Annotated in this window: 15 protein-coding genes; 11 read left to right on the top strand and 4 right to left on the bottom strand. The window is 61.6% G+C overall.

Annotated elements, in window-relative coordinates; all coding sequences use genetic code 11:
- The first annotated feature begins 306 nt into the window (after positions 1-306).
- From NP503_RS07240 to NP503_RS07230, 3 genes are all read left to right on the top strand, one after another.
- Positions 307-1,932 (top strand): glycosyltransferase family 39 protein, encoded by a 1,626-nt coding sequence (locus NP503_RS07240; protein WP_127270647.1) that lies wholly within the window; start codon positions 307-309, stop codon positions 1,930-1,932.
- A 188-nt stretch (positions 1,933-2,120) separates the two neighbouring features.
- On the top strand, positions 2,121-3,047 hold the full coding sequence (locus tag NP503_RS07235) for a lysylphosphatidylglycerol synthase domain-containing protein (protein WP_127270649.1): 927 nt from the start codon (positions 2,121-2,123) through the stop codon (positions 3,045-3,047).
- A 44-nt stretch (positions 3,048-3,091) separates the two neighbouring features.
- Positions 3,092-4,093, top strand: coding sequence for a glycosyltransferase family 2 protein (locus tag NP503_RS07230; protein ID WP_236383117.1), 1,002 nt, complete (start codon positions 3,092-3,094; stop codon positions 4,091-4,093).
- A gap of 261 nt (positions 4,094-4,354) precedes the next feature.
- Here the strand turns inward: NP503_RS07230 and NP503_RS07225 are convergent, their stop codons facing one another.
- The gene (locus NP503_RS07225) at positions 4,355-4,762 is read right to left on the bottom strand and encodes a hypothetical protein (protein ID WP_127267682.1); all 408 of its coding nucleotides are present in this window, start codon (positions 4,760-4,762) and stop codon (positions 4,355-4,357) included.
- Positions 4,763-5,016: 254 nt separating this feature from the next.
- Positions 5,017-6,897, bottom strand: a complete 1,881-nt coding sequence (locus NP503_RS07220; protein ID WP_127267683.1) for a glycosyltransferase family 2 protein — start codon at positions 6,895-6,897, stop codon at positions 5,017-5,019.
- 611 nt (positions 6,898-7,508) lie between these two features.
- On the opposite strand from NP503_RS07220, the gene NP503_RS07215 reads away from it, so the two are divergent.
- Together NP503_RS07215 and NP503_RS07210 are read left to right on the top strand one after the other, a co-directional pair.
- A complete protein-coding gene (locus tag NP503_RS07215) occupies positions 7,509-8,432 on the top strand; it encodes a glycoside hydrolase family 26 protein (RefSeq protein WP_127267684.1) in 924 nt (307 codons plus the stop codon).
- A gap of 133 nt (positions 8,433-8,565) precedes the next feature.
- Entirely contained in the window at positions 8,566-9,084 is a 519-nt protein-coding gene (locus NP503_RS07210; RefSeq protein WP_127267685.1) for a DUF995 domain-containing protein, read from the top strand.
- 57 nt (positions 9,085-9,141) lie between these two features.
- Here NP503_RS07210 and NP503_RS07205 read toward each other — a convergent pair whose 3' ends face one another.
- Both NP503_RS07205 and NP503_RS07200 read right to left on the bottom strand, forming a co-directional pair.
- On the bottom strand, positions 9,142-9,591 hold the full coding sequence (locus NP503_RS07205) for a DNA polymerase III subunit chi (protein WP_023813773.1): 450 nt from the start codon (positions 9,589-9,591) through the stop codon (positions 9,142-9,144).
- Between the two features lie 28 nt (positions 9,592-9,619).
- Complete coding sequence (locus NP503_RS07200; RefSeq protein ID WP_127267688.1) at positions 9,620-11,131, bottom strand: leucyl aminopeptidase; 1,512 nt, start codon at positions 11,129-11,131, stop codon at positions 9,620-9,622.
- A 352-nt stretch (positions 11,132-11,483) separates the two neighbouring features.
- On the opposite strand from NP503_RS07200, the gene lptF reads away from it, so the two are divergent.
- The 6 genes from lptF (at position 11,484) to rsmA (ending at position 19,115) form a co-directional block, all read left to right on the top strand.
- Complete coding sequence (gene lptF / locus NP503_RS07195) at positions 11,484-12,686, top strand: LPS export ABC transporter permease LptF (RefSeq protein WP_127267686.1); 1,203 nt, start codon at positions 11,484-11,486, stop codon at positions 12,684-12,686.
- Entirely contained in the window at positions 12,683-13,768 is a 1,086-nt protein-coding gene (gene lptG, locus NP503_RS07190; protein WP_031213741.1) for an LPS export ABC transporter permease LptG, read from the top strand. Before lptF ends, lptG begins: the two co-directional genes overlap by 4 nt.
- Entirely contained in the window at positions 13,768-16,206 is a 2,439-nt protein-coding gene (locus tag NP503_RS07185) for an LPS-assembly protein LptD (protein ID WP_164748861.1), read from the top strand. Before lptG ends, NP503_RS07185 begins: the two co-directional genes overlap by 1 nt.
- Before the next feature lie 99 nt (positions 16,207-16,305).
- Positions 16,306-17,235, top strand: coding sequence for a peptidylprolyl isomerase (locus NP503_RS07180; protein WP_127268604.1), 930 nt, complete (start codon positions 16,306-16,308; stop codon positions 17,233-17,235).
- Between the two features lies 1 nt (position 17,236).
- On the top strand, positions 17,237-18,265 hold the full coding sequence (gene pdxA / locus NP503_RS07175; RefSeq protein WP_127268605.1) for a 4-hydroxythreonine-4-phosphate dehydrogenase PdxA: 1,029 nt from the start codon (positions 17,237-17,239) through the stop codon (positions 18,263-18,265).
- A 10-nt stretch (positions 18,266-18,275) separates the two neighbouring features.
- Positions 18,276-19,115 carry a 16S rRNA (adenine(1518)-N(6)/adenine(1519)-N(6))-dimethyltransferase RsmA gene (gene rsmA, locus NP503_RS07170; RefSeq protein WP_127268606.1) on the top strand — a complete coding sequence of 280 codons (840 nt, stop codon included), beginning with the start codon at positions 18,276-18,278 and terminating at the stop codon, positions 19,113-19,115.

Raw genomic sequence — 19,115 nt, 5'->3', positions numbered from 1 at the left:
CGACGGGGTCTGTGTTGCCGACGGTCGACGCAAAGCGGCGGCAATCTGGTCAGATCTGTCGGTACAATTGGCGTGCGCATGCCTGTTTGGCCCAAGGTAGCACTATCAGCGCTCTGACAGCCTAGGAAACTATTTAACAGTCGCGAGAACGGTGATGTCAACCTTCGCCAAGCGGATAAACAACAACTATTCGAGACACACGCAGCCGCAATCGTCAAAATTAAGAATTGCGTCGTATATTCCTCCACCTCCGACAATCGCGCTCAAAAGCAACATCCGCAGACGTTAGGGAGGACGCGGTTTCAAATGACGGACGACCCGGAGTTGAATCAGGCCGAAGGTCAGCAATACCTGCAGTCAAGCGACCGGGAGATGGCTGCTAGCAGCACCCTGAGCCCCAACATGGCGATATTGCTGGGCATCCTGTTCATTGCGGTCGTGTTCAGGTTCCACAACATCACCTTGCCACTCGTCGATGCCTTCAGCTGGCGCGAGGTAAGCACGGCAATGATGGCCGACAATTTCCAGCAGCGCAGCTGGAACATCTTCTTTCCGGAGGTCAGCTGGACCGGACCCGGGCCAAGTTATCAGGGCCGCGAGTTCCAGATCGTCAGCTATCTGACCGCCCTGCTCTATCAACTCTTCGGCTGGCACGACTGGTTCGGCCGCATGGTAGCGGCCTTCTTCGGTCTGGTGACGGTGTTTTCGCTGCACAGGCTAACGGCGTTATGCTGGGACGAGACCCACGCTCACGCCGCGGCGCTTGCCTACGCGCTGATGCCGGCGGCGATCATGATCGACAGCTCGTTTCTTCCCGATCCCGCGATGCTGGCCCTGGTGACGCTCGGCGTCTGGCTGTTCGCGAAATACTGGGCCGGCGGCAGCGGCTGGCTCCTGCCGCTTGCCACGGCGAGCTTCTCGCTCGGCGTGCTGGCAAAGCCGCCGGGCCTCGCCGCCGGCGCCGTCATCTTCTACCTCATGGTTTCCTGGGTTCTTGAGAACAAGCGAAAGCAGGCGGCCAAGGTCTTCCTGTTGGGGCTTTTGAGCTTGGCCATCATCGGCGCCTATTTCAGCTGGGCCATTTATCTCGGCCGCAGCTATCCGCCGTTTCATGTCGCGGGCAGCGGCTATATCTGGGATTCCGGTTTCTGGACATTCTTCAGGAACAGCTTCTACTTCAAATCCGTATGGAACACCTCAGTCTGGTGGTTCTACGGCTATCCGTTCATGGTGCTGATCGCGATCGGCTTCTGGCTGCCGCCCAGACCCGTCGAAGACCCCAAGCAACGCACTCTTTCGGCCATCCCTTATGTTTGGCTGGCTGCGGCCATCGTCATCTATCTGGCGGCAGCGCGCGAGATCACCAGCAATCCCTGGAATTACCACATCTTCCATGTGCCATTCGCGATGTTCTGCGGCCGCGGCGCGTTTCTCCTGGCAACGCTTGCATCGGGACCCGTTTTGTCCCCGGCGGTCGTGCTGCGCGCGATCTGCATCGCGGCCGTCACGCTGGTCTGGTCGACTTTTCCCCTTGTCAGAACAATGAAGACGCCGATCGCCATGAATGGCAAGCTGCTTGGCGACGAACTGGCGCGGTTAGCGCAGCCGGGCGACCTCGTCGTCGCCATTGCGCCCGAGGTCGGCGATCCCGTCGCCGTCTACTACAGCAGAGCGCGCGGCTGGGTGTTCCCGCCTGGCGGCGGCGATGTCGAATGGTCGAAATTCGTAGCGGACGATGCCACCGCGATCGCGCAGCTCGAGGAATTGCGCGCGCAAGGCGCGGACCTGTTCGGCACGGCCAAGAACGCCGCGGACAAGCAGGACCGGCTGTTCCTCGAGCATCATGACGGGGTCATCGACTATCTCGGCAAGACCGCAACCAAGCTTGTGGATTCGGACGATTTGCTGGTCTATAGGATCAGCCGTCCATAGAACCGCGACAGTCTGGGGCTGTGGGCCTTGGACAGGATATTGTCCCGACGGTTCGGCGGTCGCGTTCTCCTGCCGAAACTCGGCAAGCCGGTGGGCCAGGCGAACCGATCCCCGATGGCGGTAGGGATACTCGGGCACCACGCGGTGCTGCCATTTGAACTCGGCGGTGGAAACCGGCGGAGAATTGGTTGAAAAGAGCAATCTCAATAATCGTGACCCTGGCCCTACTAGCGTGGGTCGCCAGCGACTCGCGCTGGAAGATGGTGGGCGATGCTTTCGCGAGCATCACGCCCGGCGCTTTCGCGGCCGTGGCGCTTGCGCTGTTCGTCACCTACGTGCTGCGCGCGCTGCGCGTCTGCGACGAGTTCCGCGAGGAGGTGCATGGCCGTTTCGGCGCCTGCCTGCGCGTCATTCTGATCCACAATGCGATGATCAACGTCGTGCCCTTCCGCGGCGGCGAGACGGCATTTCCCCTGCTCCTGCGCCAGGTCTTCGGCATACCGATCATGCGTGCCAGCGCCTCGCTGCTGTGGTTCAGGCTGCAGGACGCCTTCGTCGTCGGCGTGCTGGCCCTGGCTGTGTGGCCGGGCCTGCATCCGGCGATAAGAATCGCGGGCGTGGCCGCGGTAATCGCTGCCGCCTGGTACCTGCCGCGCTGGGCGCGTGCGCCGCATGACTGGGCAGGCCGCGGCAAGATCGTGGCGAAACTCGGCAGGCTGCGCGATGTCTTCACCGAGGCGACCGGCCGATCGCGTTATGGCTGGTGGTGGACGATCGCCAATTGGTCGCTGAAGCTCACTGTGCAGGGATGGTTGCTGGCAATGCTACTGGGGACATCCTTTTCGACCGCCTTTCCAGGCGTCGTCGGGGCCGAAGGCGCCGCCATACTACCGGTGCAAGGCGTCGCCGGCTTCGGCACCTACGAAGCGGGTGCAGCGGCGGCGCTGCTCACCTCCGGCATTGCCATGAAGAGCGGCCTTCAGGCAGCGCTGGCATTGCATCTGTTCATCTTCTGCTCGGCAATCGCCACGGGTGCGATCGCCTGGCTGTTTCCCTCGAAATCGACACTGCCGGGGAACCCGGCCGTCGGCCCTGCAAGGAAGCCATCCCTATGAGCGTATTGCCCATCCCTGCTTCGGGACTGCCTGACGGCGCGGTGATGCCGGACCATACACTGTCCATCGTCGTGCCCATGTACAACGAGGCCGAGAACGTCGAACCGCTGCTGGTGCGGATTCACCAGGCGATGGAACGCTACGGCCAGCCGTGGGAGGTCGTGCTGGTCGATGACGGCAGCACCGACGCGACGGTGAGCGAGATCAGGCGCCTGGCGGCGCATTACGGCCCGCATGTGCATGCGGTCGAGCTGGTGCGCAACTACAAGCAAACCGCCGCGATGCAGGCCGGTATCGACGCAGCGCGCGGCGACGTCATCGCCACGATCGACGGCGACCTGCAAAATGATCCCTACGACATTCCGCGTATGGTCTACCGCCTGTTGAGCGAGGATCTCGACCTGGTGGTGGGCTGGCGCAAGGATCGCCAGGAAGGTTTTTTCATGCGCAGGCTGCCCTCGCGCATCGCCAACGCGCTGATCGCGCGCGTCACCGGGGTGCGCCTCAAGGACTATGGCTGCAGCCTCAAGGTCTATCGCGGCAACGTCATCCGCAGCGTCAAGCTCTATGGCGAGATGCACCGCTTCATCCCGGCATGGCTGGCCACGGTGACGACCCCCAGACGCATCGCGCAGGAAGTGGTGACGCATCACGCCCGCATCCATGGCCAATCCAAATACGGCATTTCGCGCACCTTCAGGGTCGTGCTCGATCTGGTCTTCATGTACTTCTTCATGCGTTATCGCACGCGGCCCGGGCACTTCTTCGGCGGCATCGGCATCGTGCTTGGCGCTCTGGGTTCGCTGATCCTTGCCTACCTGCTTTGCCTGAAGCTGCTTTTCGCCGAAGACATTGGAACGCGACCGATGCTGTTCACCGGCTTCTTCCTGCTCATCGCCGGGGTGCAGATGGTGACGTCGGGCGTACTGGCTGAAATGCTGGCACGGGTCTATCACGAAGCGAATGGAGCATCGGCCTATGTCGCGCGGCCACAGCCGGCGCGCAGTGACAATGACGGCTGGCTCCGCCCGAGCCGGCCATCATGAGGTGATCGGGACGCCATCGAGGCTCTCCGTCCCCAGCGTTGACCGGGGCAGTGGCTTCATCGATAGCTTGCTGGGAGGGATTTTGGTTTCAGGCCGACGGCGGACTGGCAGGGTTCATTGATCCCAGGAATGGCGGCCTGAGGGCAAGAGGCAAGGCGCAACGTCTGCGCCAACCTCTCGCCCTCGACTCGCGCCCCCTGGCGAATACAAGAGCGGCGGATCCTTCATTCAAATCGCGCCGCCACTTTTAGGTCTGATGGTCTAGTAGCGCGAACGGCAGCTGGCGCGCTGGCCGAAACCGCTCGGGCCACAAATCCAAGGCGAACGGCCAAGGAACGGGCCGCCATTGCCCAGACGGTAGGAGACCTTCACCGGCGCCGGCCTTCCGACCCGCTGCGGCCGCACGAAGGCCGCATAGGCCTCCTCCCTCGTACGCGTCACCATGGTCGTCTGTGTGAGCGGCTTGCGGTTGAACAGATGCAGCCGCTTCTTCTTGACGTCGTGCACCTTCTTGCCGAGCGTATGCACCACGGACTTTGTGCCGATCGAGCTGGTCTTGGTCGCGTCCTTGCTCTGGCAACCTGAGAGTATCGAGATCAATGCAACGGCGGCAAATGCACAAGCATATTTCGCGCCGATCCTTGCCCTTCTTTCCATACCTTTGTTCATCATTGTCCCCTACCACGAATATAATTCGTTGCAGCGCGGAGATCTATTTGCTTTTTTGGCTTCCGCGCCACGCGAGCAGCCTATCGCCGCTCACATCATGGATTGTATATTAGGGGAAACTTATTAAAGATCATGCAAACGACACGATGAACGCGGCCTTTCGGCAATCGATCGGATATAATTAAAGTTTGATCTTTGGGCTCGTGCCTGCAGCCGTCCAGAGTGCCGGCCCGCTACGCGGACGCCTCCAGCATTCAGCGCCGCGTTTCCCAACCTGGATCGAAGTAGAAATTGCGGCCACCGATGTTGCCCTGGCCGGCGCCGGAAACCACATAGGCGATGCGCACGATGCGCAGGCCACCGGCGCCCTGCTGCAGTCCGTAGACGCCTTCCATGCCGCGATCGTAGAAGCCCGCGGCGGGCACGATCAGCGCCAGCACGGCAAGCGACCCCTGAAAGGCGACTTTCGCCGCATTGGCGCGCAACGGAATCCTGTTTTCGATGACGTGCCTTACGACAATCACAACAACCAGCAGCCCGTAGAGGAAGGCGTTGAAGGCGGCGAACCAGTAGAAGCCGGTGGCATCGAAGGGGTGCTCAACGAGCAGGACAGGCAGTGCCGCGCCGATGGCCAGCGCCACATAGGGAGTGAGGGCGCGAGCCGGCAGAAGGTGCTTGGGGCCGCTGCCCTTGGGCGTGACGCGGAAATCGACGAATGATTTGGTCAGATAGTCGCGGATCGACGACAACGTGCCGGCCAGCACCCAAGGCCAACGCGCGAAGAAGAGGAACAGCGTGCCTTCCCAGCTGATCGTCTTGGCCGTCATCGGGCGCGAGAGGCCGAACGCCTTCAGCAGCATCACCAGGCCAACCAGCGCGACCGCGTTCGGCAGATAGTAGAACAAAAAGTCGAGATACATGACATTGGCGAAGTTGCGCCCGGTAGACAGCGCATAGACCGGCATGACGTACATCAGCAACGCAAAGACGGCGAACAGCGGATACCAGAGCTGGCAAAAGAGGAATTGGAATCTCAGCCGCGGCGACAGCTTTGGGAGATAGCTCGGCGAATATTCGAGCAGGATCGTCATCAGACTGCGCGACCACTGGAATTCCTGGGTGATGAGGTCGGCGAAGGTCTGCGGGCCATCGCCATGGGCGATGGCGTCGAGCGCATGCACGCCGTGCCATCCGGCCGCGTTGATCAACATGGAGGTGGAGTGATCTTCCGCCAGTTCAGGACCGAGACCGCCCGCCTGCTTCAGCGCCTTGGTCCGCACGGCATAATGCGAGCCGATGCAGAGCGGAGCTCCACCGCCCGTATGGCCGGACTGCAGCGGTCCGTGAAACATCCCTTCCGGAAACAGCCTGCCGCGCGCCGCCCAACTCTCGGCGGCGTTGTTGTCGCAGATGCTCGGCGCCGAGACATAGCCAACCGAGGGATCGGCGAAGGGAAACAGGATCTCCCTCAGATAGGTTGGCGTCGGTACATGGTCCGCATCCATCTGGGCGACGAAATCGTAACGCTCGTAGCCATAGTGGTCGTAGAAGAACGCCAAATTGCCTTCCTTGCAGCGCGTCCGGCGTGGCCATGTCGTGCGGTGATAGTCTTGCCTGCCGCGCCGCGTCGAAATCATCACGCCGTGAGCGTCGCACCAGCGAACTGTCTCTTCGGAGGGATCCTCGTCGGCCAGCCAGGTATCGTGCGGGTAATCCTGTGCCAGCATCGCTTCGAGCGTGCGCGCAACGACGGCAAACGGTTCGGAGGGGGCCTTGGTGACCACCATCGCGACCCGCGAACGCTTCGGGATCGTGTGAAGCTTGGACGGTTTTTTCGACGCATGCACGTTCAATAGAAAGTACAACGGCATGAGCGTGAGCCATACCAGGATGAGTGTTGCGAACGTGTATGGCCCGAGATGTTCGACATGCTCCGGCTTCAGCCACCAGATCCAGAAAAACCCAAGTGTGCAGAACCAGAAAGCCAGCGCCAGTCTCAGGATCCATTGCTGAAAGGCCGACAGCACGGGCACCAGAAAGGGTCCCTTCTGCGCAGTGACTGCCAGAGCCGCCTCAGATCGATGCGCCCGTCGGCTCTTATGGCCGACGACGCCATCATGCACGGAAGCACTCATACACTTACTCGCCCGCCACTTTGGGCTTCCGCCGACAAGGTGGCTGGAAGCTCCCAAAATCCCAGGATAGAATTAGCTAATGCTTTCTTAGCGTCAACTAAATTAATTGTTTGTTGAATATGATTCTTGAGATTTGGTTAACCTAATGCGTATCGGGGGAGGAATAGCCGCTACCGAGCAGTCAGTCTGGCGGCGAGCCGGCAAACTCTTCGGTGCTGGAAATTCACCGACGGGTCGAGGCAGTCGGAGGGGATCCGGCCAAAGCCGTTAACCATGTTGCGGTCGTCAAGGTTAAGCAACCGTTAATTGTGCTTGACTCTTGGCCCTGACCGGCTCTTAAATTAGCCAGGGATGATATATCGGGATTTTGACGCGAATTTGTGAGTATCGCGGCGAACTTTCTCTCGAACGCCCCCCTGTATAGGGGCTTGAGAGGTAATTTTGGGTGGCTCTGTGCCAGGTTCGCACATCCGCCAATGGGGTCGCTCCGAAATCCCGCAGATTCTGCCAAATAGAGCCGATCGGTTTTTGGGTAGTCGTGTCGATCAGGCATCGATGCGCACGGGCGAAGCCTTAACTTCCGAAAGTGGTTGGGGCCATGGGAGATCGACATGAAATACTCCACAGTAAAAGCACTCGCAATCGCGCTGGCATTGGGCGGAAGCGCCGCGTTCCCCACGGCAGGAGGCGCTGGCTCGGTAGCCGCGACGGACCCCTTCCAAACGAGCAGCGCCGCCTCGGCGTTCGGATCCTATGATCCCTACGGCGACTTCAGCGCCGACAAGAGTGCCAGCATCGAAGAGCTGTTCCTGCCTTGGGAAGACGTCGACCTGTCGACGCTGCCGCTTGCCGACGCCTATGCGCTGCAACGCGGACGTTCGCTGCTGATTACGGTTGAGCCGTGGACCTGGTCGAAGGACTGGCGCATCACCCCGCCCGAATTGCGCGACGGCATTTTGAGCGGCAAATATGACGCCAACATGCAGGCAATCTGCGGCCTGGTGGGACAGATGAAGAGCCCGGTGACCATTCGCTGGGCTCAGGAAATGGAAGACAAGAACGGCCGCTTCACTTGGGCCAACTGGGCTCCCAAGGACTGGATCTCCGCTTACAAGCGCGAGGTGGATATCTGCCGCAAGGCTGCCCCCGCCGCCAAGTATATGTGGTCGCCCAAGGGCGAAGAGGGTCTGGAAAAATACTACCCCGGCGACGACTATGTCGACGTCATCGGCCTGTCGGTGTTCGGTCTGCAGAAAAAGGACAATGACGAGGCCGGTCATGACCGTACCTTCGCTGAGCTGCTGAAGCCCGGCTATGACCGCGTTGCAGTGTTCAACAAGCCGATCGTCGTTGCGGAACTCGGCTATGTCGGAAAGCAGGACTATGTCTCGAAATGGCAGGAAGATTCCCGCAAATCCTACGCGGAGTTCCCGGCGCTGACTTCGGTCGTCTACTTCAACCAGAAGGAAGTGTGGCCGTGGCTGGGTGGCTATGGTCTGCCCGACTGGAGGGTGACCCAGCACGTCCTGCCGTAGACGCATCGTGCTGATCGATCTCGACGCGATCGGGATCGATTTCCAATCTCCTTGTTTGATCATGATCCATCTCGAACCAGCGGTTCGGGATGAGGGTTGAGGCGTGGCGTAAATCAGTCTGTGGAGAAGTTTCGTGAAACGGGTAGTGGGAAATTATCTCGGAGCGGCATTCGCCTGCTCCGTTCTTGTTCTTGCCTTTCAGGTTCCTGCGACGGCCAAGACGGCGACAAGGATCGCCGAGCAGGCGCAAAAAGCCACAGTCGTTCCTGACGAAGGCGTCTACCAGATTTATCAGAACCATTCGTGGCTGTGGGGCAAGAAGGGCGCCGGGTTCTTTGCCGTCAAGCAGAGGCAGTTCGATGCCTGGACTCACGACAAGGGCAAGTCGGGCTATGGCGACGGCATGTGGTTCATTCCCGGCGGCGGCAAGCTCTGCTACCGCGCGCAATGGCATGGCTCCTGGGGGGTGAAGGGCTCGATGACCTGCTTCGAGCATCGCCAAGTGGGCAAGGTTATCTACAAGCGTAAATCGCCTGATGGCGAATGGTACGTTTTCAAGAGCTCGCGTCGAAACCGGTCGGACGAGTCGATGAAATTGAAATACGGCGACTACGTCACAACGAAAATGAACCGGATCAAGGCCAAGCAGTAGATATTGTCGTGACACGCCACAGGTCAAGCATGTCGCCTGACGTTCAGGCGACCTGCCTTAAGCCTTGCGCTCCCAGCGGCGATCTGGCGTCTGTTGCCAGTAGGTGACGGCGTGGCCAGCGCTCTTCATCACCTTCCAGTGCCCTCGCGCCGCCTCGAGTTGGGCGGCATCGTGGCCATCGAACAGGAACACCGCGCGCTCGTAGCCGCCAAGGTCAGGCGGCACCGCACCGTCGACCAGGAACCTAATCTTGGCGTCGTTGGGATTGCCGTCGCCGGTGGTCAACAGAATCGGCTGTTCACCGGGATGAGCCTCACGATCGGTTGCGTGCGCCAGGAACGAATCGTCGCGGAAGGTCCACAGATGCTGGTCGAGCGCATCGCGGCGTTCCTCCGTGCCTGTCTGCACCACGGCGCGCCAGCCACGGTCGACGCTGCGTTCCAGGAGGCCTGGCAGCGCATCCTCCAGCGTCGATTCGGTCAGGTGGTAGAACAGGACGTCGGCCATCGCTTCAGCCTATAGTGATTGAACCCGTTCACTGCTCATAATTATCGCGCACCAGCCGGTCGAGCAGCCTGACGCCGAAACCGGAACCCCAGGACTGGTTGATCTCGTTCGACGGCGCCCCCATCGCCGTGCCGGCAATGTCGAGATGAGCCCATGGCGTATCCTTGACGAAGCGCTGCAGAAACTGCGCCGCAATGGTGGCGCCGCCAAAACGGCCGCCGATGTTCTTCATGTCGGCGTTCTTGGAATCGATGAGCTTGTCGTATTCGGCACCGAGCGGCATGCGCCACAGCCGTTCCTGCGTCGCCTGCCCCGCCGCCGACAACTTTTCGGCCAGCTCGTCATTGTTGGAAAACAGGCCGGCATAATGTTGGCCGAGCGCCACCATAATGGCGCCGGTCAGCGTCGCCAGATTGACCATGAATTTCGGCTGGAAGCGGTCGTTGCAGTACCACAACGCATCGGCCAGCACGAGGCGGCCCTCGGCATCGGTATTGAGCACCTCGATGGTCTGGCCCGACATCGAAGTGACGATATCACCGGGACGCTGGGCATGACCGTCGACGGCATTTTCGACCAGTCCGATGATACCGACGACATTGGCTTTCGCCTTGCGGGCCGCCAGCGCATGCATCAGGCCGGTGACGGCGGCGGCACCGCCCATGTCGCCCTTCATATCCTCCATGCCCGAGGCCGGCTTTATGGAATTGCCGCCGGTGTCGAAAGTGACGCCCTTGCCGACGAAGGCGATCGGGCTGTCCTTCGGCTTGCCGCCGTTCCACTGCATGATCGCCATGCGGGCGCCGCGCGGCGAGCCTTGCGCGACACCGAGCAGCGAGCCCATGCCGAGCTTCTTCATTTCCTTCTCAGCCAATATCTCGACCTTGACGCCTAGCGCCTCGAGTTCCTTGGCGCGGGCAGCGAACTCGACCGGCCCAAGCACGTTTGCCGGTTCGTTGACGAGGTCGCGCGCCAGCAGGACGCCGTCTATCACCGCCTCGGCATCGGCGAAGGCCTTCTTCGCAGCGGCCGGATCGGCGGTGTGGATGGTCACCTTGACCGACTTCTTCGGCTCTGCCTTGCTGTCGTCCTTGTCCTTCCTGGTCTTGTACTTATCGAAGGAATAGCTGCGCAGGAGAATGCCCGCGGCAAGGTTTGCCGCGTCCTTCGCACTCGGCGAAGCGCCGGCCACATTGAGGACCACCGCCACTTCGGTCGCCTTGCGCAGCGACGCGGCAACGGTGCCGCCAAGCTTCAGCCACGCATATTCGTCCAGTCCCGACACCTTGCCGGTGCCTATCGCCACCAGTCTGTCGAGCGACGCTCCCTGCGGCGCCAGAACTTCCACCGTACTGGCGAACTTGCCCATGAACTCAGCCACGGGAAAGGCCCGCTCCAATGTCTTGCCGGGATCGCCGGCCTTGGCGACGTCGCTCAGGCCGCCCTCATCCGCCGCGAACACGAAGACAGTGCCCTTCTTGTTTACCGCGCTCTGGGACCCGGAAAATTTGGCGAAGGCGATCGACGGTCTTTGATTCATCATGTCCTGCTTTCAGGGAATGCGCGACTTTTGGGGAAGCGGTTCGAAACGATGCGCGACATTTGGTCGTTTTCCGGCATTTGGCAAGACTTTGCCGAATTGGCATCCCATATGACCTATGGAATCGATGACGATTCGTCGCGGCACGGCCCCGCTTTTTGCCGCAACCTGTTGTTAACCATCGATGTTCGCCCTTTCTTATCTATTCCCGCCGACACTCCGCCCAGCCGGGGGGCGTAATGTGGGACAGAACCCGGATCGACCATCTGATGGAGCCAGTTGTGCAGGCGCTGCCGGACAGCTACCTTGTTCGGTGGCATGATGCCGTTCGAAAAAATCGAGAAAAGCCTTCATGAAGGTCGTTGAACGCTACATCATGCGCCGCGCTTTCGTGGTCTTCATGGCCGCTCTTGTGTGGACGCTGGCGATCGTGTGGACGACACAGGTGCTGGCAAAGATCGATCTGGTGACAGACAGCGGCCAGTCGGCGTTGACCTTCTTCGAAGTCGCCGCCCTCATCCTTCCGTCCATCATCCCGATCGTGGTGCCTTTTGCGCTGGTGGTGGCAGTCGCACAGACACTCAGTGTGATGAATTCGGATTCCGAACTCGCCGTCGTCAACGCCGCGGGGGCCTCGCGCTGGACGATCGTACGGCCGATCATGTTGCTGGCGCTCGCCGCCGCCGTTTTTTCCTTTGCCGTCGACAACGGCATCGACCCTTACGCACGGCAGAAGAACCGGGCACTGGTGGCCTCGTCGCGCGCGGATCTGTTGTCGCTGATCATCCAGGAAGGCACCTTCCGCAAGATTGACGACGGGCTGTTCCTGCAGATCGGTGAGCGCCTTCCCGACAATCGGCTGGGTGGCATTTTCGTCGCCGATTCGCGCGAGGAAGGCGTCAACCTCGTCTACTACGCCAAGACCGGCAGCATCGTCGAACGCGGCGGTGAAAAGGTGCTGATGATGAATGACGGCGTCATCCATCGCAAAACGCTGACCGGCGATCTCTCCGTCATCCGCTTTACCTCCTATGCCTTCGACATGTCGGCCTTCATGGCGGCGGCTTCGGCGGTGACGCTCCTGCCCAAGGACCAGACGACGCAGTACCTGCTCAACCCGGGCGCCAACGACAAGTACTATCAGCAGAACCCCTACGAATACCGGGCCGAGGTCAACCAACGGTTCTCGGAATGGACCTATTCCATGGTTTTCGCGCTGATCGCGCTTGCGGTCGCCGGGGATGCGCGCTCGCACCGCGAGGCGCGCGTCAATCCGCTGATCACGGCGATCACGATATCGCTGTTCGTGCGTTGGCTGGGCTTTTTTGCCGCCAGCAAGGCGGATGAGGTCCCGCAATATGCGTATATGGTCTATGGCGTGCCGATCGTGGCTTCCGCGGTGGCGATCTGGTTCATCGTCTCCAACCGAACACTGGAACTGCCGGTGACCTGGGCGGACTGGATGACAAACTTCGCCACGCGCATCGCTGACAGCTGGAATGCTTTCAAATTGCGTTTGTCCAGGCGCGGCGCATCAGGGCAAGGGGTCGGCTGATGGGCTGGACACTGGGCCGCTACTTCTTCTTCCGCTATGTGACGATCACCATCTGGTTCTTCATCGGCCTCCTGGCATTGGTGTTCCTGATCGACTTCACCGAGCTGTCCGGCCGCACCACCGGCCTGCCCGGCTTCACCTACGGCACGGCGGTAGCCATTTCAGGCCTCCGTATGCCGATGATCATGCTGCAGACGGTGCCGTTCGTCGGTCTCTTCTCGGCGATGGCGACGCTGGTGTCGCTGAACCGGCGCTACGAGTTGGTCATCGCGCGTTCCGCCGGTGTTTCCGCCTGGCAGTTCCTCTTGCCCTGCTGCATCGGAGCCTTGCTGTTCGGCGTCCTGTCGGTTGGTGTCATCAATCCGCTCGCCGCGCACGCATTCTCCTGGTCGGAGCAGATCGAAACCCAGCTGCGTTCCGGCAAATCGAATACGGTCTCGGCCGATGCCGCGCCCTGGATCCGGCAGAAAACCAGTTCGGGCGACACCATCATCGGTGCGCGGGCCATCCTGAACCAGGGCCTGGAAATGGCCGATGTCGTATTTTTCATTCTCGACCCGCAAGGCAACATCGTCGAGCGCAAGGACGCCGCCCGTGCCTTCCTGCGCGACGGCTATTGGGAATTGCAGGACGTCAAGACATTCCAGAACGGCACGATCCAGGCATCGGCAACCGATCGCGTACCGACCAATCTAAAGCCCGAATTCGTGCAAGAGCGGCTGGCGCGCCCCGAAACCATCCCCTTCTATGACCTGCCCGGAAAGGTCGAGGTTGCCCGCTCCTTCGGCCTCAAGGCAAATGCTTTTGCCATGCAGTTTGATTCGCTCGTGGCGTTGCCGTTCCTTCTCGTCGCCATGACGCTGATCGCGGCAACGGTTTCAATGCGATTTGCTAGGATGGGACAGTCGGCGACGATGATTCTGGGTGGCATCATCGCTGGCTTTCTGCTTTATGTCGTTTCGGTGCTGGTGAAGGCATTCGGCGTGGCGGGATTCGTGCCGACTGTCGTAGCCGCCTGGGTACCGGTCATGGTGGCTATGTTCTTCGGGGTGACTTTCCTGCTATACAAGGAAGACGGCTAGTGAGGGAGGCGTTTTTGCCCAGCAACAGGCAGGCCGGTTTGGCGCGCCTCTATGCGGCGACCGCCTTGGCGTGCGTGCTTGCCTACGCCGTTCCGGCACCGGCGCTTGCGCAGGACGTCGGCGACATGGCGACATCGGTTCCGGCCGGCTCGCAAATGCTGCTGGCGGCCGATACGCTGGTCTACAACAACGACAACCAGACCGTGACCGCCGTCGGCGGTGTGCAGATCGACTATGGTGGCAATCGCCTTGTCGCCCAGCGCGTCGAATACAACCGCAACACCAAGCGGATGGTCGCGAGCGGCAACGTCGAAGTTATCAACAGCGACGGCACCAAGATCAATTCGCAACATATCGACATCACCGATGACTTCGCCGACGGCTTCGTCAATGCGTTGCGGGTCGAAACCATCGACAAGGCCTATTTCGCCGCCGAAAGCGCAGAACGCATGGGCGGCGTGCTGACCACCTTCCACAATGGCGTCTACACCGCCTGCGAGCCGTGCGAGGATAAGCCGGACAAAGCGCCGACCTGGCGCGTCAAGGCCAAGAAGATCATCTGGAACGGCGAGAAGAAGACGGTTCGCTTCGAGAATGCGAATTTCGAGTTCTTCGGTTTTCCGCTTGCCTATCTGCCTGCATTCGAAATTGCCGACCCGACGGTGAAGCGCAAGAGCGGCTTCCTGATCCCGAGCATCATCTACAAGAGCGATCTCGGCGTCGGCGTGAAAGTCCCCTATTATCTCGCATTGGCGCCGACCTACGACCTGACCGTCACCGGCACCGGCTATACCAAGCAGGGCTTCCTCGGTGAGGCCGAGTGGCGTCAGCGCTTCGACAATGGCGAGTACAGCTTGAAGATCGCCGGGATACACCAGCAGAATCCCGACGCCTTCCTCGACACTACTGCCTTCCCATCCAGCTCTGGCCACAACGTCAATTCGGGCAGCGCCGGCGATCCCAACAAATTCCGCGGCATGATGGGTACCCAGGGGCAGTTCGCCATCAACTCACGCTGGAACTTCGGCTGGGACGTGCTGCTGCAGACCGACAAGAACTTCTCGAACACCTACGGCATCGACAAGTACAATAGCAGCGTCCACCAGTCGTCGGTCTACTTGACGGGTCTCAACGGCCGCAACTATTTCGACGTGCGCGCCATGCATTTCGATGTGCAGGAAGATACGCCTGACGACAATATCTCTGCGCGAAGCGGACAACAGCCCTGGGTGCTGCCGTCGCTCGATTACGCCTATATTCCTGATGCCTCGGTGGCCGGCGGCCAGCTGTCCCTCAATGTCAACGCGCGTGTCATCCGCCGCGACGATGTCGACGAGACCTTCGTCCAGCCCTACAATGCCCTCACTCCGACGCAGCGCGTCCGCGGCATCGAAGGCGAATCGGGCCGCCTCACCGCCGAGGCCGAGTGGAAGCGGAGTTTCGTCACAGATGGCGGACTGGTGCTAACGCCGTTGCTCGCGCTGCAGGGCGACGTGGACTACCTCAACGCATCGTCGGCTTCGCTAGACGCCATCGACCGAATGGCAACGCATTTGGGCGAGCAGGACGATATGCGCTCGTCATTTGCCCGTTACATGGCAACCGCGGGCCTCGAGATGCGTTGGCCGGTGCTGTTTTCCATGGCCAGCGGGTCCAGCCATGTCATCGAGCCAATGGCGCAGGTCTTCATGCGTCCGAACGAGCAATATGTCGGCGGCCTCTCAGTGCCCAACGAAGACGCCCAAAGCATGGTCTTCGACGCGACCACCTTGTTCGAGCGCGACAAGTTCTCCGGTTACGACCGCGTCGAAGGCGGTTCGCGCGCCAATGTCGGCCTCCGCTATTCCGGCTCGTACAACAATGGCTGGGGTACCAATGCCATTTTCGGCCAATCCTATCAGATCGGCGGCGAGAACTCCTTTGCCGCGCCGGATCTGGTCAATGTCGGCGCCAATTCCGGCCTCGACACGACCAAATCCGACTATGTCGGCCTGTTCGGCATCAACAGCCCCAACGGCTTCGCGGCCTCGGTCAGCGGCCGTTTCGACGAACAGAGTTTCGAGGTCCGCCGTGCCGAGGTGAAGGCCGCCTATTCCGGCCTGCCTGTGTCGCTGAGCGCCAAATACGCCTTCATCCAGGCCCAGCCGCTGTACGGTTTCACGGAAGACCGTCACGAAGTCACACTTGGTGCATCCACGCATCTGGCCGAAAACTGGCGCGTCTTCGGCACAGGAACCTACGACCTGCAGCAAAGCCTGCTGGTCAAGGACGGTGTCGGCTTCGCCTACAACGATTCCTGCTTCACTTATCTGATGACCTACTCGCAGTCGCGCGATCTGAACACCAGGGAGGTGTCGCAGACCATCGGCTTCAATCTGTCGTTCCGCACCCTCGGCGAATTCGGCTCGTCGACCAGTGCCATCGACACGATCCAGTAACAATCGGCGACATCGTTTCGCCGCATAGGGCTGGCACGGATTTCGCGCACCTGGAAAGATGAAATTGGGCGGGACCGGGATAGAATTGGGATACCAACGATGAGGAAATACCTCTTTTCAGCAGGTTTCGCGTTGCTCGTGGCGGCGACGTCCGTGTCGATCACTGCAATGACGCCGCCGGCTTTCGCCAGCGAGATCAAATACGTCGTCAACAACATTCCGGTCACCACCGGCGACATAGCCCATCGCGCCGCCTTCCTGAAGCTGCAGCGCAAGAAGGGCGATGCCGGCCAGGAAATGATCGACCAGACGCTGCGTATGGCCGAGGCCAAGCGGCTTGGCATCCGCATCAGCGACGCACAGGTCGAGGCGGCGTATCAGCGCTTTGCCTCGAGCAACAAGATGCAGCTCAGCCAGCTTGACGGCGTCATGGAGAAGTCAGGCGTCACCAAGAGCCACTTCAAGGAATTCATCCGCGCCCAGATGGCCTGGAACCAGGCTTTGAGCGCGCGCTACCGTTCCGGCGACGGCACCGGTGCCGTCAGCGAGCAGGATCTCGTGAGGAAGATGCTCGAAAAAGGCGGCGCCAAACCGAGCGCCACCGAATACATGCTGCAGCAGGTCATCTTCGTGGTTCCGGCGGCTGAACGCAGCGCGACGCTGGGCAAACGCAAGCGCGAGGCCGACGCCATGCGCACCCGCTTCAACGGCTGCAACACGACGCGCGAATTCGCCAAGGGCCTGATCGACGTCACCGTTCGGGATCTGGGCCGGGTGCTGGCGCCGCAGCTGCCGCCGGACTGGGCCGAGCAGATCAAGGCGACCAAAGTCGGCGGTGCCACTGCCACGCGCGAAACCGAACGCGGCGTCGAATTCATCGGCATCTGCTCGTCGCGCGAAGTGTCCGACGACAAGGTCGCCCAGATGGCGTTTCAGGCCGAAGGCTCCGGCGGCGACAAGGATGCCGACGCGCTCAGCAAGAAATATGTCGACGAGCTGAAGGCAAAAGCCCGCATCGTCAAGCGCTGACGTGAGCAACGCAGTGACTGCGCTCGCGTTGAGCGCCGGCGATCCGTCCGGCATTGGGCCGGAGATCGCCATCGCCGCCTTTATGGCGCGCGAAGCTGCCGCCCTGCCCCCCTTCTACCTGCTCGCCGATCCGGCGCTGATCGCCTCCCGGGCGCGCCTGCTCGGCATTTCGCTGCCGGTCGTCGAAACGACATCAGCGCAAGCGGCGCAGGTCTTTGCCCGCGCCTTGCCGATCGTTCCACTGACTGCCCGCTGCATCGACAGTCCCGGCCGGCCGGATCCGGCCAATGCGGCCGCCACCATCGAGGCCATCGACCGCGCCGTCGCCGATTGCCTTGCCGGCGAAGCCTCGGCCGTGGTCACCTGCCCCATCGCCAAGAAGCCGCTCTACGACGCCGGCTTTCGCTTCCCCGGCCACACCGAGTATCTGGCGCATCTGGCGGCCCGGCACAGCGGCGTCGAGGCGATGCCGGTGATGATGCTGGCAGGACCCGACCTGCGCACCGTTCCCGTCACCATCCACATCGCGCTGGCCGAGGTGCCGAAGGCACTGACCACCGAGCTGATCGTCGCCACCGCGCGCATCACCGCCGCCGACCTTACCGGCCGCTTCGGCATCGCCAAGCCACGGCTGGCGATTGCCGGGCTCAACCCGCATGCCGGCGAAGGCGGCGCCATGGGCCTCGAGGACGAGCGGATCGTGCGCCCGGCGGTCGACATCCTGCGTGCCGATGGCATCGACGCTTTCGGCCCTTTGCCGGCCGACACGTTGTTCCATGTCCGGGCGCGGGCGGGCTACGACGCGGCCCTTTGCATGTATCACGACCAGGCGCTGATCCCGGCCAAGGCGCTGGCTTTCGACGAGGCGGTCAATGTCACGCTCGGCCTGCCCTTCATCCGCACCTCGCCCGACCACGGCACGGCCTTCGACATCGCCGGCAAGGGTGTGGCGCGGCCCGACAGCCTGATAGCGGCGCTGAAGCTTGCCCGGCGGCTGGCCGACACGAACACGAAGGCGGTTGCGGTATGAGATCTCGGGCATGAGCATCGACGGGCTGCCGCCGCTGCGCGAGGTGATCGAGCGTCATGGGCTGCGGGCAAAGAAGGCGCTCGGCCAGAATTTCCTGCTCGACCTCAACCTCACCGGCAAGATCGCGCGCACCGCCGGCGACTTGTCCGATGCAACCGTGATCGAGGTCGGTCCCGGTCCCGGCGGGCTGACCCGCGCCCTGCTTTCCAACGGCGCGCGTCACGTCATCGCCATCGAGCGTGACGAACGCTGCCTAGCGGCCCTTGCCGAAGTGTCCGATCATTATCCCGGCCGGCTGGAGGTTGTTTCCGGCGATGCGCTGAAGACGGATTTCGCAGGCCTTGCCAGCCGAGCGACCGGCAATGGCGGTCCGGTCAAGATCGTGGCCAACCTGCCCTACAATATCGGCACGGAGCTGCTGGTGCGCTGGTTGACGGTCAGCGACTGGCCGCCTTTCTACACCTCGATGACTTTGATGTTCCAGCGCGAGGTGGCCGAGCGCATCGTCGCGCCTGCCGGCAGCGACAGCTATGGCCGGCTGGGGGTTCTTGCCGGCTGGCGGACGGAGGCGAGGATCGCCTTCGACGTACCGCCACAGGCATTCACGCCGCCGCCAAAGGTCACCTCCTCGGTGGTGCATCTGGTGCCGCGCCCGACGCCCCTGCCCGCCGAGGTGAAGAAACTCGGCCGCGTCACAGAAGCCGCTTTCGGCCAACGTCGCAAGATGCTGCGGCAGAGCGTGAAAAGCCTCGGCGGCGAGGCCCTGCTCGAACGCGCCGGCATCGATCCGACACGCCGCGCCGAGACGCTCAGCGTCGAGGAATTCGTGCGGCTGACCAATGCCGTGTAG

The organism is Mesorhizobium sp. SEMIA396 (genome assembly GCF_024518615.1).
GTDB lineage: Bacteria > Pseudomonadota > Alphaproteobacteria > Rhizobiales > Rhizobiaceae > Mesorhizobium.
Note: the sequence above shows the minus strand (reverse complement) of the source record. Positions and strands in the feature narration are given on the sequence as shown.

Coding starts and splice junctions, on each gene's coding strand:
- NP503_RS07240 (WP_127270647.1), top strand. CDS start 307: ATGACGGACGACCCGGAGTTGAATCAGGCCGAAGGTCAGCAATACCTG.
- NP503_RS07230 (WP_236383117.1), top strand. CDS start 3,092: ATGCCGGACCATACACTGTCCATCGTCGTGCCCATGTACAACGAGGCC.
- NP503_RS07225 (WP_127267682.1), bottom strand. CDS start 4,762: ATGAACAAAGGTATGGAAAGAAGGGCAAGGATCGGCGCGAAATATGCT.
- NP503_RS07220 (WP_127267683.1), bottom strand. CDS start 6,897: ATGAGTGCTTCCGTGCATGATGGCGTCGTCGGCCATAAGAGCCGACGG.
- NP503_RS07215 (WP_127267684.1), top strand. CDS start 7,509: ATGAAATACTCCACAGTAAAAGCACTCGCAATCGCGCTGGCATTGGGC.
- NP503_RS07205 (WP_023813773.1), bottom strand. CDS start 9,591: ATGGCCGACGTCCTGTTCTACCACCTGACCGAATCGACGCTGGAGGAT.
- NP503_RS07200 (WP_127267688.1), bottom strand. CDS start 11,131: ATGAATCAAAGACCGTCGATCGCCTTCGCCAAATTTTCCGGGTCCCAG.
- lptF (WP_127267686.1), top strand. CDS start 11,484: ATGAAGGTCGTTGAACGCTACATCATGCGCCGCGCTTTCGTGGTCTTC.
- NP503_RS07180 (WP_127268604.1), top strand. CDS start 16,306: ATGAGGAAATACCTCTTTTCAGCAGGTTTCGCGTTGCTCGTGGCGGCG.
- rsmA (WP_127268606.1), top strand. CDS start 18,276: ATGAGCATCGACGGGCTGCCGCCGCTGCGCGAGGTGATCGAGCGTCAT.